General features: G+C 48.6%; 13 protein-coding genes and 1 pseudogene. 8 read left to right on the top strand and 6 right to left on the bottom strand.

Going from position 1 to position 13,880, the window contains the following annotated elements; translation table 11 throughout:
- The first annotated feature begins 9 nt into the window (after positions 1 to 9).
- Complete coding sequence (locus I9018_RS31430) at positions 10 to 672, top strand: hypothetical protein (RefSeq protein WP_241108319.1); 663 nt, start codon at positions 10 to 12, stop codon at positions 670 to 672.
- Entirely contained in the window at positions 669 to 821 is a 153-nt protein-coding gene (locus tag I9018_RS32820; RefSeq protein ID WP_346780097.1) for a hypothetical protein, read from the top strand. Before I9018_RS31430 ends, I9018_RS32820 begins: the two co-directional genes overlap by 4 nt.
- A gap of 237 nt (positions 822 to 1,058) precedes the next feature.
- Here the strand turns inward: I9018_RS32820 and I9018_RS31420 are convergent, their stop codons facing one another.
- The gene (locus I9018_RS31420) at positions 1,059 to 2,108 is read right to left on the bottom strand and encodes a DNA cytosine methyltransferase (RefSeq protein ID WP_241108318.1); all 1,050 of its coding nucleotides are present in this window, start codon (positions 2,106 to 2,108) and stop codon (positions 1,059 to 1,061) included.
- 744 nt (positions 2,109 to 2,852) lie between these two features.
- Here I9018_RS31420 and I9018_RS31415 point away from each other — a divergent pair.
- Positions 2,853 to 4,214, top strand: coding sequence for a hypothetical protein (locus tag I9018_RS31415; protein WP_241108317.1), 1,362 nt, complete (start codon positions 2,853 to 2,855; stop codon positions 4,212 to 4,214).
- Positions 4,215 to 4,377: 163 nt separating this feature from the next.
- Here the strand turns inward: I9018_RS31415 and I9018_RS31410 are convergent, their stop codons facing one another.
- Together I9018_RS31410 and I9018_RS31405 are read right to left on the bottom strand one after the other, a co-directional pair.
- The gene (locus tag I9018_RS31410) at positions 4,378 to 4,848 is read right to left on the bottom strand and encodes an antitoxin Xre/MbcA/ParS toxin-binding domain-containing protein (protein WP_241108316.1); all 471 of its coding nucleotides are present in this window, start codon (positions 4,846 to 4,848) and stop codon (positions 4,378 to 4,380) included.
- Between the two features lie 521 nt (positions 4,849 to 5,369).
- Positions 5,370 to 5,657, bottom strand: coding sequence for a Sir2 family NAD-dependent protein deacetylase (locus I9018_RS31405; RefSeq protein ID WP_241110211.1), 288 nt, complete (start codon positions 5,655 to 5,657; stop codon positions 5,370 to 5,372).
- Positions 5,658 to 6,271: 614 nt separating this feature from the next.
- On the opposite strand from I9018_RS31405, the gene I9018_RS31400 reads away from it, so the two are divergent.
- From I9018_RS31400 to I9018_RS31380, 5 genes and pseudogenes are all read left to right on the top strand, one after another.
- Positions 6,272 to 7,456: a cupin domain-containing protein gene (locus I9018_RS31400; protein ID WP_241108315.1), complete on the top strand. Its 1,185-nt coding sequence runs from the start codon at positions 6,272 to 6,274 to the stop codon at positions 7,454 to 7,456.
- Entirely contained in the window at positions 7,440 to 8,174 is a 735-nt protein-coding gene (locus I9018_RS31395) for an ABC transporter ATP-binding protein (protein WP_241108314.1), read from the top strand. Before I9018_RS31400 ends, I9018_RS31395 begins: the two co-directional genes overlap by 17 nt.
- Entirely contained in the window at positions 8,131 to 8,901 is a 771-nt protein-coding gene (locus I9018_RS31390) for an ABC transporter permease (RefSeq protein WP_241108313.1), read from the top strand. The genes I9018_RS31395 and I9018_RS31390 overlap by 44 nt, the downstream gene beginning before the upstream one ends.
- The gene (locus I9018_RS31385) at positions 8,895 to 9,377 is read left to right on the top strand and encodes a hypothetical protein (RefSeq protein WP_241108312.1); all 483 of its coding nucleotides are present in this window, start codon (positions 8,895 to 8,897) and stop codon (positions 9,375 to 9,377) included. Before I9018_RS31390 ends, I9018_RS31385 begins: the two co-directional genes overlap by 7 nt.
- Positions 9,378 to 10,047: 670 nt before the next feature.
- Positions 10,048 to 10,416, top strand: a pseudogene (locus tag I9018_RS31380) (transposase); the annotation flags it as partial.
- A 2-nt stretch (positions 10,417 to 10,418) separates the two neighbouring features.
- On the opposite strand, the gene I9018_RS31375 reads toward I9018_RS31380, so the two are convergent.
- The 3 genes from I9018_RS31375 to I9018_RS31365 all read right to left on the bottom strand — a co-directional run bounded on the left by I9018_RS31375 (position 10,419) and on the right by I9018_RS31365 (position 13,802).
- A complete protein-coding gene (locus I9018_RS31375) occupies positions 10,419 to 10,868 on the bottom strand; it encodes a GNAT family N-acetyltransferase (protein WP_241108311.1) in 450 nt (149 codons plus the stop codon).
- A gap of 138 nt (positions 10,869 to 11,006) precedes the next feature.
- Positions 11,007 to 12,194 carry a hypothetical protein gene (locus I9018_RS31370; protein WP_241108310.1) on the bottom strand — a complete coding sequence of 396 codons (1,188 nt, stop codon included), beginning with the start codon at positions 12,192 to 12,194 and terminating at the stop codon, positions 11,007 to 11,009.
- A 399-nt stretch (positions 12,195 to 12,593) separates the two neighbouring features.
- Complete coding sequence (locus I9018_RS31365) at positions 12,594 to 13,802, bottom strand: ATP-grasp domain-containing protein (RefSeq protein WP_241108309.1); 1,209 nt, start codon at positions 13,800 to 13,802, stop codon at positions 12,594 to 12,596.
- Between the last annotated feature and the right edge of the window lie 78 nt (positions 13,803 to 13,880).

Here is a 13,880-nt window from a genome sequence, read left to right as displayed (position 1 = left end):
GGTATTGTCATGGATGAAGCTCGCGCTCAGAGATTGACTGATTTTTTGACAAATCTACATTTTTCAAATGTGGATAAGATACAGGCCAAGCCTGCGTTGATTAAGTTTCAAAACATTAAACAATCTACGACAAGCAAGGCGTTCTGTGAGATTAATTATTCCAGTGATATAAAGCCAAAATTGAAGGGCAATTTATTAAAGTTTTTCTGCCAGCCTACGGCGAGCTCTGCAATTTTAGTGTTGCACGTAGATGATAAGCATGATTGGATTCGTTTAATCCGGTTCATAGCTCGAGGGGATAAAAAATTCAACGCAGAAACCATTTTTCTTACAGGAAAATACGGACAAGGTTATAGCGGGTTTGGTTATAGGTATGAACACCCAGAAGATGCAGGTGACGAACATAATTTTTTTCACGTGCAACCTATAGTCAGGACTGCCGCCAATGAAGAAATACCTGGCGCTCCACAGTGGCTGTCCCACCGTTTTCCAACGTTTTATATGAAGGCAGAGGACTCTTACGAGTTAGGGGTTTATGCTATAAGCTCCATGTGTAGTTGGCACGATTTGACGCGGTACGCACCAAGGTATTATGAAGATTGCTGGTTGTTGAAGCATTTAATTCTTCAAGGGCAGGAAGCTCAGAAAAAAGAAAACCCGGTTGCTCAATGAAGCCTGCTGAAGTCAGAAGCAAAATCATGCGCGCGGTGCCTCGGAAGAACACCAAGCCAGAAATTTATGTACATTCGTTACTACATGAACTAGGTTTTCGTTTCCGGCTTCATAATAAGAACCTGCCAGGGACACCTGATATATTTTGAGGAAACATCGCACGGTAGCTTTCATGCACAGGTGTTTCTAGTATCGTCACGAGGGTTGTCGTTTCGCGAGCACTCCGAAATCAAGGCTGGATTATTGGCCCCCGAAATTCGAATCCAACGTTCGCCGTGACTTGATAAAAGACGCCCAACTGAAAGCGTTGGGCTGGAAAGTTTTGGTCGTCTGGGAGTGTGAGATACGCGCACCTGAGAAACTTAAAGAGCGGCTTGTGCAAGAGCTCATCGATTCTGATCCCGTCGGTGTTTTCTGACGTGGCGCATTAGGCTTTGTCCGATGACCTCACCTAAGCGCACTGGGACCGCGTTCCCAATCATTCGCCCCACGGCCTTGAACGTTATTTGGTCTGATGGCATGAATTCATAGTCTCTTGGGAATGACTGCAAAATCGCAGCTTCTCGAAGAGACAAAGCTCGAGCCTGTTCATAGTGCCCGAAACGGCCGTTTCCGAAGCCGTAGCACAATGTGGTCATGGTAGGACTAGGCTCGTTTCTACGAAGTCTGCCGTAAACGCTCGGGTAGGTTTTGCCGCTCGCTTTGCGATGGCATTCGGCGACAAGATGTGGTGGCCAGTCTCTCCAGGTGCCGCCCTCGCGGGAGCTGAGGATTCGTTGAAGATTAACAGGGGTTAGTGTGGCAGCCCTGTGCATCGGGTCATCAGGGTCACAGGTCCCGGCAGCAATCCTAGGAAGATCACCAATCATTTCTTGAACTGTGATTGGAGTGTCTGGATGAGTGGGCTTGATAAGCTCAATCGGGCCAAGCTTAGAAGCTAACAAGACATGGCGCCTACGGTGCTGTGGAAGACCATATTCCACACAAGCGACCCGTTTAGCCCAGACCTGATAACCTTGGTTCTCGAGATTCGTCACGAAATCATCATAAACCCCATGCTTGGTTACATCAGGAACGTTCTCCATCGTTACCAGCTCTGGTTGAACTTCCTCAATCAGTCGGGCGAAATGATAGAGAAGAGGCCACTTACTGTCAGTGCTGGTGTCCCTGCCCTGGTTGTATGTAGAAAATGGCTGGCAAGGAGCGCACCCCGCGAGCAAGCGATAGCGGCCTCCTACAGCTGGGTACCAAGCCTCCAGCTCGTCGCGAGTTAAGGTCTTCACGTCCTGGGCTACGAATGCCGCCCCATTGTTCACCTCATAAGCATGCCTGCATTGGGCTTCGATATCATAGCCGGCATGAACCCGGACACCGGCCCGCCGCATTCCTGCGGTCAAACCACCGGCACCGCAGAAGAGGTCAACTGCATCAATCATTGTGTGTGTCTTCTTTAAATAAAGCGTGTTTGGATGAGAAGATAACTCTGTAACGACCCCTGTGAGCGGTGCCCCTGTCTTGTGTACAAAACATAACGGCAGCTTTCAAAAATTCGCCTAGCAGGTCTTCGATCATGACAATCTTAGAGATTCATGACCTCTCACTGAGGGGGTAGCTCGGTCGAGAGATGAGCGTAAAAACACCTTGGGTGATATCTCCCTCCGTTGGCAAAGCGCTCAAACGTGATGCTTTCTGGCTGATCCATCTCTTCATCCGCTCGGATAGCGCATCCCAATCTGCCACTTTTGAAGCCATCGATCGTTTTCAGCCACTACTCGAAAGGTTCAAGGCGTTTCCTGTCTTTGGGTACTGCGATGATCGATCACATGGCTGTTCACGTCAATTACCAACTGATGACGTCGTAGGATATGTAGCGGTTCAGGCTTCGCAGGTACGCAGAATGGTAGTCAAGGATCGACGCCGCTTTACCTTCCAGATTATGTGTGGATGTATGGAAGGCATCAGTCTCCTGCAGAGGAGGCTCTAACCTTATGGGTTGCCCTTCAACCTTAGCCTAGGCCCTCAACACCGGCGCAAACACTGCATATTAAGGTAGGTCAACGGACTCCGGCAGCGTGGGGCAAATTCGCATCAGCGGCAACAAGATGCCCAACCCAGCTTTGAATTTGGCAGAATGCCACTGCTATCTTGTATCCGTCCACATCAGTTAGGAACGCTGCTTCATGCTGCCCACTGAACTTGCAAGCTATTTCGACACACTCCACGAGGAACGCCTCCGGGCCAACCTGCGCTGGTTGGAAGGTGACTTCAGCTACACAGGCGATAAATTCGGTAGCGATGGTGGAAAATTCCACCTAATGACAGATTGTTTTCTAGACAACGATCCAATGCTATTCGAGCAAGCAATCCCTTGGTTGCAGGAAGCACTACAGGAAGTCAGTTTCATGCGCAGCATACTGCGCTCTGAACGCAGCAGGCTCGAAATCGAATTGAAGCAGCTATTCGATGATCCGATCCTCGACACCTGGGCAGTCGAGAGTAAGAAGCGGGAGCTCAATGATCTATGTGCTGAATCACTGCACAAGCAAGCCCTGTATATCTTCGACAATCTCAGCTCCACCTTGGATGACGCAAAAAACTTCAGTGCTCGTCAATGTAAGGAAAACTTCGCTCTCACCGGATTGCTGCGCATTGTATATGAAATGCATCGTTCAAATATTAGCGAGCAACGCAGGTACGTGCGAGCACCGCAAAAAAACACAAGGCTTTACCAATACTACAAGGCCGCAGATGTAGACCTATTTGAGGCTGATGCGCAGTACAGCAAATACAATTTGCGCTCCGTCACCGAAGACACCGAGTTGCTTATAGGCATCCCTAATAGGATTCTAGACTCACAGCATGCGGTGCAGCTATTCATTGAGCACACCCCTAGTTATGTGCTCACACTATTTGAGCGCCTACGCAGTGAGAATCTAATAAAAGACCTAGCGCTCTTGACCTGCGACGATACAGTAATTGAATCTAACAAATACATCTTCGTGGAACTAGGCTTCCAGGTTACTCCACTACCGTTGACGGTGGAAAATTTGCGACGACAACCTGCCGGAGAGGTGGTGAGCACGATACTGCGCACGAGAGCTGCGACAGAAGATGGCAAAGCAATCCTCCCCACGGTTTTTACCTTTTACAAGCCAGGAAGTGATGACAAAGCTTGGTGTACGATAACTGACAACAGCATGACGTTTGAGGAGATCGCCCACATCCCAGAATTGCTTGCGGACTGCGCAGTGACCCGAATGATCCATTTGGAGTATTTCGTGGAAGGCGGGCGTTATTTTGTTTCTCACATCGACCACGAATTCATTTTCTACACCTTGGAAGAGTTTGATCTGCGTGCCAAGGACCCCTACCAGAAAGGTAGTGCACGTAAGCGCCTGAAGACGTTCAAGGTCGATCACTCGGCCGTTCCCTTCATGCTGGATGACGGCACACTTGTCGTTCACACGCTCATTGCTGCGTGCTTCGAAAAACCATACCTCCTCATGGACTTCTTGCTCGACCTCCTGCATCAATGCGACTGACCCACGGCGATGTCGGCGCAAACCATTAGGCCGCCCTATGTAGTTATTTGATAGCTGCTTCTTAGTCACGGCTGCCTGAAATAGCCGCCCCGGCGTTCAGGCGAGCTGCAGAGACTAATCGCCGTCTGACCCAATGTCCAAGACTGGAATAGCAAGGGGAGTGCTATTGATAAACGCCATGACGTATGCGCTTGAGGTAGTCCACCGCTGTCTGGTACCCAATTGCATTGTTGATCATCGTCATAGGGGCGGTGTGATCCAGGTGCCTGCATGGACTACAGAGCCATTGCTCTGCTGAAAGCCGCGAGCCAAAAATCGCTTCGGCGAGCTCCAGAAGTTTTGCGTACTGGTACATCAGCGCACTCTGCCCAGGGGTGAGTTTTCGTGATGACTTCTTACCGCGCTGTGTATGCCATATTCGAACGGGTACGCCCAAAAGGTCACTCATAATCTGCTGGGACTGTGAGGTCGATTCTCGCAGCAGAGCTTGGGCATTTGAGAAATCAAAGCCCTTGGCGATGCGCAGGTAAATCGCAACTGCACCGAGCTCATCAGGGTCGCTTTGAAAAAGGGATTGTGAAGGTGTAAGCCTAGGAGAGGCGGTACCGTCGGGATGCGAACTAGATAGTCTCATCGTTGTTCTCCGTCCTCTAAGCTGAATCAAGCCTGACCAGTGACTGAGCCACCGGCGTTGAGCGGGCGGTGAATAACGCTGCGCCCGCTTCGGAGGGGGGCATCTGAGACTTTGATCGTCCGTCGTTCGAATCTGGGGCTCGTTGGATATCGTAATACGCCGGCGACCACTGTCAACGCACCGAGAAATCCCCTATCACTGGACTGACGGGGTTTCGGCATGCCTATGGCTCTATCGGTCGTCGCCTATGCAGTCGGTTGTGACTGCATTGGGTGAGGGCCATAAAGTCGCTAGAAATACTGCAGAGCTGCGTACATGGCTTCGCGACCTATTCAGCTTGTTGATTGACCAAGCCGATGAGCGTCGAGAGTACGTCGGTAGCCTTCCCTGTCAGTATGATCTCTTTATCACCGTCTAGCGAAACATCCTGAAGATTGGCATGGATAACCGTCACACCATTCGCGAGCGCCAAGCCTGGCAAGCTGGCGGCAGGGTAACAATTTCTGATGTCCTGACTGATATCAGGACATTACATTTTTCACCAATCTCTCTGCTGCTTTCCAGGTAGCCACATTAAGATCTTCTCCATACCACACGACTACCGGCCGCATCTTTTCATTGCATCGCCCGCACCGCGGGGGCTCGACCAGTGCTCCCTCACTAGGTATCTGCCACTGTTTGTGGCTGATATCTGCGGATCGATGACATGTGAAGCACTCTGGGGCAGCAAGGCTGCCATGCAGATGAAGCACTATTGGAGAGCGCGCACGCTCGTGTAAATCGTCGATATTTTGAGTGACGATTTCCACTTCCCGCAGAGGATTGGCAAGGTACCCGGCCAAGAAGTAAACCCGAATGCTTAAGTCGCGTTTAATTCGAAACTGCGACACGCAGAGTACGGTGGTTAGCCATTTGCATCTATTGCTATATGTCAAGTTTTGTGGTGTGAGGATTAATTAATTTTGTCACGCTACTGAAATGGTTCTGTATTGTTTTTTTGTTAAATTTAGCCATTTTAAAATTGAATTGAGATGCTTTGTGGGTGGCATGTCTATATATGGGGTTTCGCGAAATAAAAATTCGCACAAATCGAGGCAGTGGCTTGCTGCCTCAGTAATAAAAAATTAATAAATTTATTATGGCTGCTATTAAGTTGCACGTGTAGATTCCCTGAGTCATCGCTTTGATGGCATAACACCTACAGGAGTAATGTTATGAAGTCATACAAAAGCATCCAGGACTATGTAAAAAAGAATGCTCGAATTGCCCCGCAATCCGCAACTGTACAACGAAAGATAGCAAAAGATGCAGTTGCTCGCACGACTCAATACTCTCAAGACTCAAGTGTTGATCCCGATAATATCGTGATGTAAATCGTGGGGCCCTCTAGATTGAGGGCCTTGCTTTAAACAAGGATGTTTTGATGAATTTGCTAGAATTAGTTGCACCTCTTTCGCGTGCAGAATTCATACAAGATTTTTTCGAAAAAAAACCATATATCTCAAAGAGAAATGCACTCTGCAAGAGCCTTAACTGGATAAATAAAGAGTGGCTCAGCTCAACGCTAAAAGATAAAGAGTTCCCTGTTCCAATTTTAGATATGGCTGATGGAACTCGGCGTATAGATAAAAATAAATATACGAAATTGATAAAAGTTGGGAGCGATACTGTACGGCTTCCTGATTCAAGTCGTTTATTTAAGCTACACGATTCAAAAAGAATATCATTAATTCTCCAGGCAGTTGAGCAATGGAATCCCGAAGTGGCGGTTATTGCTCAGCATCTAGTGAAGAATTGCTACGGCTATATCGGTGCCAATCTCTATTGCACACCACAGAATGCGAGAACTTTCCCGAAGCATTTCGATACTCATGAGGTTTTTATTGCTCAAACACAGGGGCAAAAAACCTGGAATATTTGGCGGCCTGGATATCAAAATCCTAGGCGTGGTGATAAATTTTCTGGAGACCGAGACACACCTCCGGATTATATTTTTGTTGTTGAAGAGGGGGATATTCTCTATATTCCTCGCGGCTTTCCGCACGAAGCTGTAACCACAGACTGTCTATCTATTCATTTAACATTTGGACTTTCTTTACTTAACGTTTCTGATGTTTTGGATTTTGCCGCTTCGCATAATGATGGAAGTGTATTGAGAGCGGGCTTGTTGCTTGACGGGTCAAGTGAATTAGGTGCCAGGGAAAATTCAGAGGCATTATCTCTTTTACATTCAGTTCTCAAACCTGAATTTTTTAAGCTTGCGACTTTCGCCGTTAGCCTCGAAAAATTTGGAGTGCAGCAGCATATACAAGACAGCAAATTTAATAAAAAGCGATTGGTCAAAGGGAGTACCAAATACAAGGTAAGCTTTAGAAATTTTCGTTATTTCTATTGTGACTCTAGCGATAGGTTGACCGTTGCGTCACCTGGAGGCGTTTTAGAGCTTGAAGGTGGTATTTCTGCCGCGCTTGCATGTTCATTTTCTACCTATAAACGCGAAATTGATTTTTTTCCAGATCAGCTGACTGAACTGAGCCTAAAATCACTCGACGAACTCGTAAGAATGGGGGTTTTATCCATGGAAGGTGAATATGCGAGTTGCAGTTGATTCTCTAGGGAAGCGATATCGTGGCGAAGAGTTAGATATATTTGGAAACCTATCGTTATATATTGTGGAGGGAGAGAAAGTAGTTATTCTTGGATTGAATGGTGCAGGAAAGACGACCCTCATAAAATGTATTCTTGGGCTGCTCACTCCAGATGCTGGAACCATTCGGATCAATGGGAGTGAGAATATTCGGCGACAAAGAGAAAAAATTGGTGTTGTTTCTCAATACAACAGCTTTGATCGGCGACTCACCATTCAAGATAATCTTCTCTATCATGCTGGCATGTATGGTGTTACTAAATTTGATGCCTTGTCGAGAATGAAGGATATGGCTGAGGACTTTGGCTTTCTCAAACATCTTGAAGATCGCCCTTCCAAGCTGTCAGGCGGAACGTTAAGAAAGGCTGTATTGGTCAGAGCATTGATTACAAATCCCAATGTAATAATTATGGATGAGCCTACTGCGAATGTAGACCCACAATATCGTAACGTCCTGCAAGCATACCTTGATAAAGTTACATCGGAAGGTGGCTCAGTCCTGATGTCGACACATATTCGTGATGATATTGTCGAGGCAAAAAATGCAACTATCTATCTTCTAGATCAAAAAGTATTAAGGACTATAATCTCTGAGGAAATAGATATTTTCTTTAACGGTACGAGGGAGGCATTTCATGGATCGAATGGAATTAGTAGCAATAAGAGCTATGCTCTCTAGAGAGCTGGCAATATGGATAAAGGATAAAAATTCTCTTTTTCTTCGGTTTATTCTACAGCCAGGAATTGCGACCGTTGCATTTGGGAAAATTGTGGCGCCTCATGTCAATGGTGGTCAGGAATATAGTTTGGTTATTATCACGGGCATAACCATGTCCTTTGTAATGACCTTTTGCATGTTGAATATATCTAATAATGTCATGCTAGGGTACAACACTCGATTATTTGAAACTTGGTTGTGTTCCCCGATTGGAATCAAAGGCCTTGTGGTAGGTCTGGTGTGTGGAGCCTCCATGAATGGGTTCATAGCAGGGTGTGTGATAATTACTATGAACTGCATAATTCTTGGATACCCAGTGCTTGGAATAATTCCTGCGCTTCCACTGATTGCTTTGTCGTCAATATTGCTATCCTCAATAGCATGCGTGATATATCTTACTCCGGCTACACCTGCAAATGCGCAAGGCATAGTTCCATATTACGTACTTCCCATGGCAAATCTGGGTTGTGTTTATTACTCTTACTCAATGCTTCCACAAGAGTGGAGTTATGTATCATTACTGGTTCCTATGACTTATGCGACAGAGGCGCTTCGTGCAGCAATGCTGGAATCTACTCTGTACTCAAATATATTTAGTGCCTACCTAACTATCGGAAGCGCCATTGTAATTTCACTGCTAGTGCTTTTTTATGTGGCGCAGCGCAGACTCGGAGAATATGTATGGTAAATTCATTTGAACTGACTTCTGATGAGCGCTCAGTCCTAGCTGTCTTGAGTAAGCTAGGGGAAGAGCTGCCAGGAACATTTTATATTTTAGGCGGTTGGGCATTTGATATATGGGCTGGGAAAAAAACGAGGGCCCACAGTGATTTTGATCTAATTTGCCCCCCTCAAATGTGGGATCGAGTCGGTGAGCGATTGGTTGAAATGGGTGGAGACTTTAAGCGACAGGGTGTGACAAAAAGAATAGTTGTATCCAATATAATGCTCAGTGTTTTTAAAGATCCTGATGACGAACTGAGGCCTATGAGCGATCGGTGTTGCACAGTCGAATTTGAAGGGATGGCTATTCCCGTTATGGATGCTGTTATGCTTCTCGATACGAAAGAAAATTTGTACCATCGATTTGGCATAGATTACTACTTACACAAAGACATTCATGATATTAGATTGATGAGGGGTTTACTTGAGCAAGGGATTTGAACTGATTTTCATCGCAAGCTACGATACTAATGTAGCAATTGCCTTCTTGGCGTTTAATTAACGCCCAACATCCAGAAAACCGCGCTGATTTAAGGGCCAAACCCTTCGCCAGCGGCTTGAACTCCGACAGCGGCAGCCGATAAGTAGCAGAAAGAAAGCTGCTCAGTAGCCGAGAGATAGCAAGCAGATAGATGACTTGGCGGGGCGGATACTGAAGAATTGGACGCTGTCAGGGGCAGTTCTGAGCGGGGGCTGAGGGATGATTAGTGGTGAGTCTAGGTGATCTAGGGGTGACAGCATGATTGACATAGTGATTATGGATTGACTACTGTTCATCTGTGCCTAGGCGTGAACCACAGGGTGGTTACAGGGATCTTCGGATCGCTCCCCGCTTCTGATGAAGGTCAGGTGGCCCAGGGCCAGGTAACAGCGTCTTGCCCCGTCGAACGCATGCAATCGACGGCTGAGAATCCCGCCTAGAGCGGGATTCGCCGTTTCTGGGCCTTTACTTTTGCGGCTTCGGCCGATTCCGTACGTCCTTGGAGCATTGGCCCTTGGGCTTTCTTCGCGTATCCATCGCGATCTTGAAGACACTGAACCCCTTTTTGTTGATAGGGGTTCTGATGAGCACTTCAGTAAGCGTCCGGCAAACTCACCTTCCGAACTCCAGCATGACTGGATGTTGGCCCAGCGCGACCTAATACCCAACGGATCAGTCACGGCCAAAACCCTCGACTACAACCTGAAACGCTGGGTAGCGCTGACGCGTTACCTGGACGATGGGGCTGTGCCCATCGACAACAACCAAGTTGAAAACCAGATACGGCCATGGGCGCTTGGCCGCTCAAACTGGTTGTTTGCCGGGTCGCTGCGTAGCGGTAAGCGGGCGGCGGCGATCATGAGCCTGATCCAGTCGGCGCGCATGAACGGGCATGATCCGTATGCCTATCTCAAAGATGTGCTGACGCGGCTGCCCACGCAGCGGGCCAGTGAGATCACTGATTTGTTGCCGAACAAGTGGGTAAATAGTCTGGGCTAATCCTACAGCCGCTTCTCCATAACGATGGTGCGCTCCGCCCCATGAAACTCGTCGCGGATTTTTTGATAACCCAACGCGGTATAAAACCTTTCAGCTGTAATCGACGATGGCACACGTACAGCTCCAACTCCTGCGCTGGCAGCAGTTGTATGAATGACATCCATCAAATGCCGCCCGATTCCGCCTTTTTGGTGAGCCGGGTCAACGAAAACACTTCTGACCACATCACCGTCGAGACCGGCAGTGCCAATAATGTTTTCGCCCAACAAGGCTACGAAGACCCTACGCTTCGTAAGCTGTGTGGTGATGGCTTCAGGAGAAAAGCTTTGCTCAACCTGAGCGATCACATCAGGCGGATAGTCCTGTGAATTTGACTCACGCAGAGCGGCAATAACTACGCGGCTTATCGCTACTGCATCTCCGCTCGTGGCGGGACGAACGTGACATTCCATGCTGAGATCTCAATCCTAAAGGATTACAGCTTAGCGCATCGTAATGTGCCTTCCTGGGACGCTTACGCACTTCACCAGTGCGTGCGGAATACGCGCAGAGTTCAAGCAGGTTCTCCAGAGAGAGCGCCCAGTCTATTGTTAGGCGATGGTTACCCTTGATCCCATGTACTGAATGTCCGTATCAGTGCAGTAGACCCTTATGGCTTGAGAGTGCGCGAAGACATATCCAGGCTCGCCTTCAATTGGTATCGAGGTGACTCCATTCACGATCGCAGTGTGGCCGCCAAAAGTTATCATTCTGGGTACATATGGAGTCGAACCGTCTGAAAAATATAGAATTGGCGGCCGGTCATCTCGCGAAGGACGCGTGCAGAAGTACGATTGCACGACGTCGGCAAGTACTTCGCTTGCTCTATCATTTCTGCTGAACAGCACAAGATATGGGCGTACGAGGCTTTCGTGTGAACAACTCACTCCTTGTGAGAAGCTCTTTCTATCAAGCTCCTTCAGAAGCTGATTGAGCGCAGCTTGAGCTGCATCGGCTGCTTCCTTCTGAGCCTCATACCTCCATTCCAGCAAATTTTTAAGTGCTGGTAGGCGGCACGCTTCCTCTAGAAATGAGAAAAAAGAGATGGAATGAAACTCCTGCCGCACGCTGGAAGGTTGAGATCTATCGCGCTGTTCCGCCCACGCTAAGCGATTTTGCCAGCCCGCATCGCGCAGCACTTCTTCCACCATCTCATCGAGAGCGTTGCTGATAGCGCTGCTCCAGCAAGCTGATGAAGTACTGAGCGCTACAGGAAGATTTTTCTCCCGTAGATCAATTACGCGAAACCCATTCAAGATTTCAGTCAGCCCGAGATCCGCTACAGCGCTATACAGAGCTGTATCTTGGAGGACAGGTGCTTCCGTTTCGACCAATATCAAGCCGGGCTTGGCTTTCCAGCTCATTCGCTCAAAAAACAGAGCTGCTGCTGGCTTTGTTGATGCCGACTGGTTACCGGTAAAGACGATAGGGCCGCTTTCGGTGAAGTCCAACTCGAGCTGGTAGATTGCCTCGAGCAGTTCCTGGTGAGAATCGGTTCGGCTATGAAGGGTCCAGAAGGGAGCCCGCCGGTCCTGTCCCAGTCGCTGTGACGCCGCCTGAAGATCCGCGAAGGAGATAAACCCCCTCGAAACAGCCAGTGCCTGTTGGCAAATCCCCAAGGGATACTCGATACCGAAAACCTGCTCTGACTTCTTTTGAAGCCGTTTGGCGTCACGTTTCAGGGTTGAGACATTGCGGAGAATAGACGCAGTGAGATTGCGAAAAATTGAACTCGCCATTTGTTTTCCTTAGTGCCTGGGTATGGGCACCTTCCGGGTACATAGCATTGGCGGACGTGGTGCAGATGCACTCACATCGCCGACAGGGTTAAGCAGTGCGTCCCTCTCGGGTTCTGAGTGCGCCGCACCAGCGCAGGTCAAAAATTAGCGTAAGGAACGAAAGAGAGCAAGCCAATACCATTAGCTGCTGCCCTTAATTCGTTGTAGTGGTCAACAATTCCCGGACATAGATTTGAGTTTTTCTTGCACAACGGCTATTGCTACGAAGCTGTTGTGCTTATGCGGTCTTGTCCAGTTGTACCGCTGCATGAGTGCAGCGGGCGTAGGTAGAATGTGCTGTATGGAGCGGTTAGCTAGCGATATTGAGACCAGTGAATATCTGGCAAAGCTCGATAGTTGCTATTCACCGTTGGCCTGCGTCTCGACTTCACAAGTCTCCAGAAAATCGAAAATCCGCAGCGCTTGCTCCTTGGATTCACAGGTGAAAAATGCCGTTAGAATGGATCCCATGGCGTCCGGTGGCGCCATGACGAACTCGCCGTTGTGTCTATGTTGGATGACGGTAGTCGCTCCCATCTCATGACACTGTGCAACCGTCTTTTCGATCGAAGATAGTACGCCACTCTTCTTAACGCTGAAGTCATACTCCAGCCCAACGCGCCGATGAGGCAAATCAAGCGTCAGTTGCGGTGTGTCCAGCTTGAGATCAACGTCATAAACGTCCAGCCCGAGACAGATATCCATCAGATAGCGAGAGGAGATTCCGTCGCCGGAAATTCTCGGGGCAAGTTCGAGGATGTAAACGCGCTGATCAGCCGTGATCCGGAACTCGGAGTGAAAGGGCGATTGATCCAGCCCTACTGCGGCAATGATCTGGCGCAGCGGGACCATGAAGGGTTCACCCTTTTTCTTGTCGAACGGTATGGAAATCTGGGCGTTTTCGTGGAATGTCGGGCCTTCTAGCCTAGGATACTTGTGATGCAGTAGGAGCGGCGTCACTTCTCCGTCGAGCACATAACCGTCCACCGAGAATTCTTCACCGTCGATGTACTCCTCGACCAGGATTTCAGAGCCGCCTCTCTGGCTGGCCATCAGTGAGCAGACGTGTCGCGTCTGTGTCAGGGCCTTACTGAACCCAGCACGATCATCGACTCGAATTACGCCCGCGCTGTAAAAGGCGTTGGAGGGCTTGAGTACAATCGGTAGACGTAGGGACTGCTCGATCTCCTGCCACGCCTCGTCGGTACTGACGTTTTGGGGCAGGCGCAGGTAACGTGAGATAAAGTTAGCAGTAGCGGGGACCGACTTGAAGGCGGACTTGTCCGTAAGGGTGAAAAGTGCCTCAGTATCGCGGGTTGCTAAACCGAATATTTTCTTGAATATATCTACTTGAACCTGAAGGCCGTCATGGAAAGAGACGACGTGGTCGAACTGCCGCGTTGTGCAGGTTGTGTGAAGCGCCTTGATCAGTTGCGCTTCCCAGTGGCTCTTCTCGTTCTGCAGCAGAGGCGGAGGTAAAAAGCACACCACTTCTCTGTCATGTTCGTGGCAGTACTTTACATAGTCCTGCAGGTCGCTCTCGCTACCCAGTGCCAAAATTGACAACATAGATCCATCTCCAAATTCAAAGTCATAAAGACTTTACAGACGCACCTCAGCACGTTGATTGAGTTAACTAAAACGATA

The sequence above is a fragment of the Pseudomonas sp. MPFS genome, assembly GCF_022537035.1.
In the GTDB taxonomy this organism is placed as follows: domain Bacteria; phylum Pseudomonadota; class Gammaproteobacteria; order Pseudomonadales; family Pseudomonadaceae; genus Aquipseudomonas; species Aquipseudomonas sessilinigenes.
This window is presented reverse-complemented; position numbering and strand designations above follow the sequence as displayed.

Coding starts and splice junctions, on each gene's coding strand:
- I9018_RS31430 (WP_241108319.1), top strand. CDS start 10: ATGGATGAAGCTCGCGCTCAGAGATTGACTGATTTTTTGACAAATCTA.
- I9018_RS32820 (WP_346780097.1), top strand. CDS start 669: ATGAAGCCTGCTGAAGTCAGAAGCAAAATCATGCGCGCGGTGCCTCGG.
- I9018_RS31420 (WP_241108318.1), bottom strand. CDS start 2,108: ATGATTGATGCAGTTGACCTCTTCTGCGGTGCCGGTGGTTTGACCGCA.
- I9018_RS31415 (WP_241108317.1), top strand. CDS start 2,853: ATGCTGCCCACTGAACTTGCAAGCTATTTCGACACACTCCACGAGGAA.
- I9018_RS31410 (WP_241108316.1), bottom strand. CDS start 4,848: ATGAGACTATCTAGTTCGCATCCCGACGGTACCGCCTCTCCTAGGCTT.
- I9018_RS31400 (WP_241108315.1), top strand. CDS start 6,272: ATGAATTTGCTAGAATTAGTTGCACCTCTTTCGCGTGCAGAATTCATA.
- I9018_RS31395 (WP_241108314.1), top strand. CDS start 7,440: ATGCGAGTTGCAGTTGATTCTCTAGGGAAGCGATATCGTGGCGAAGAG.
- I9018_RS31390 (WP_241108313.1), top strand. CDS start 8,131: ATGGATCGAATGGAATTAGTAGCAATAAGAGCTATGCTCTCTAGAGAG.
- I9018_RS31385 (WP_241108312.1), top strand. CDS start 8,895: ATGGTAAATTCATTTGAACTGACTTCTGATGAGCGCTCAGTCCTAGCT.
- I9018_RS31375 (WP_241108311.1), bottom strand. CDS start 10,868: ATGGAATGTCACGTTCGTCCCGCCACGAGCGGAGATGCAGTAGCGATA.
- I9018_RS31370 (WP_241108310.1), bottom strand. CDS start 12,194: ATGGCGAGTTCAATTTTTCGCAATCTCACTGCGTCTATTCTCCGCAAT.
- I9018_RS31365 (WP_241108309.1), bottom strand. CDS start 13,802: ATGTTGTCAATTTTGGCACTGGGTAGCGAGAGCGACCTGCAGGACTAT.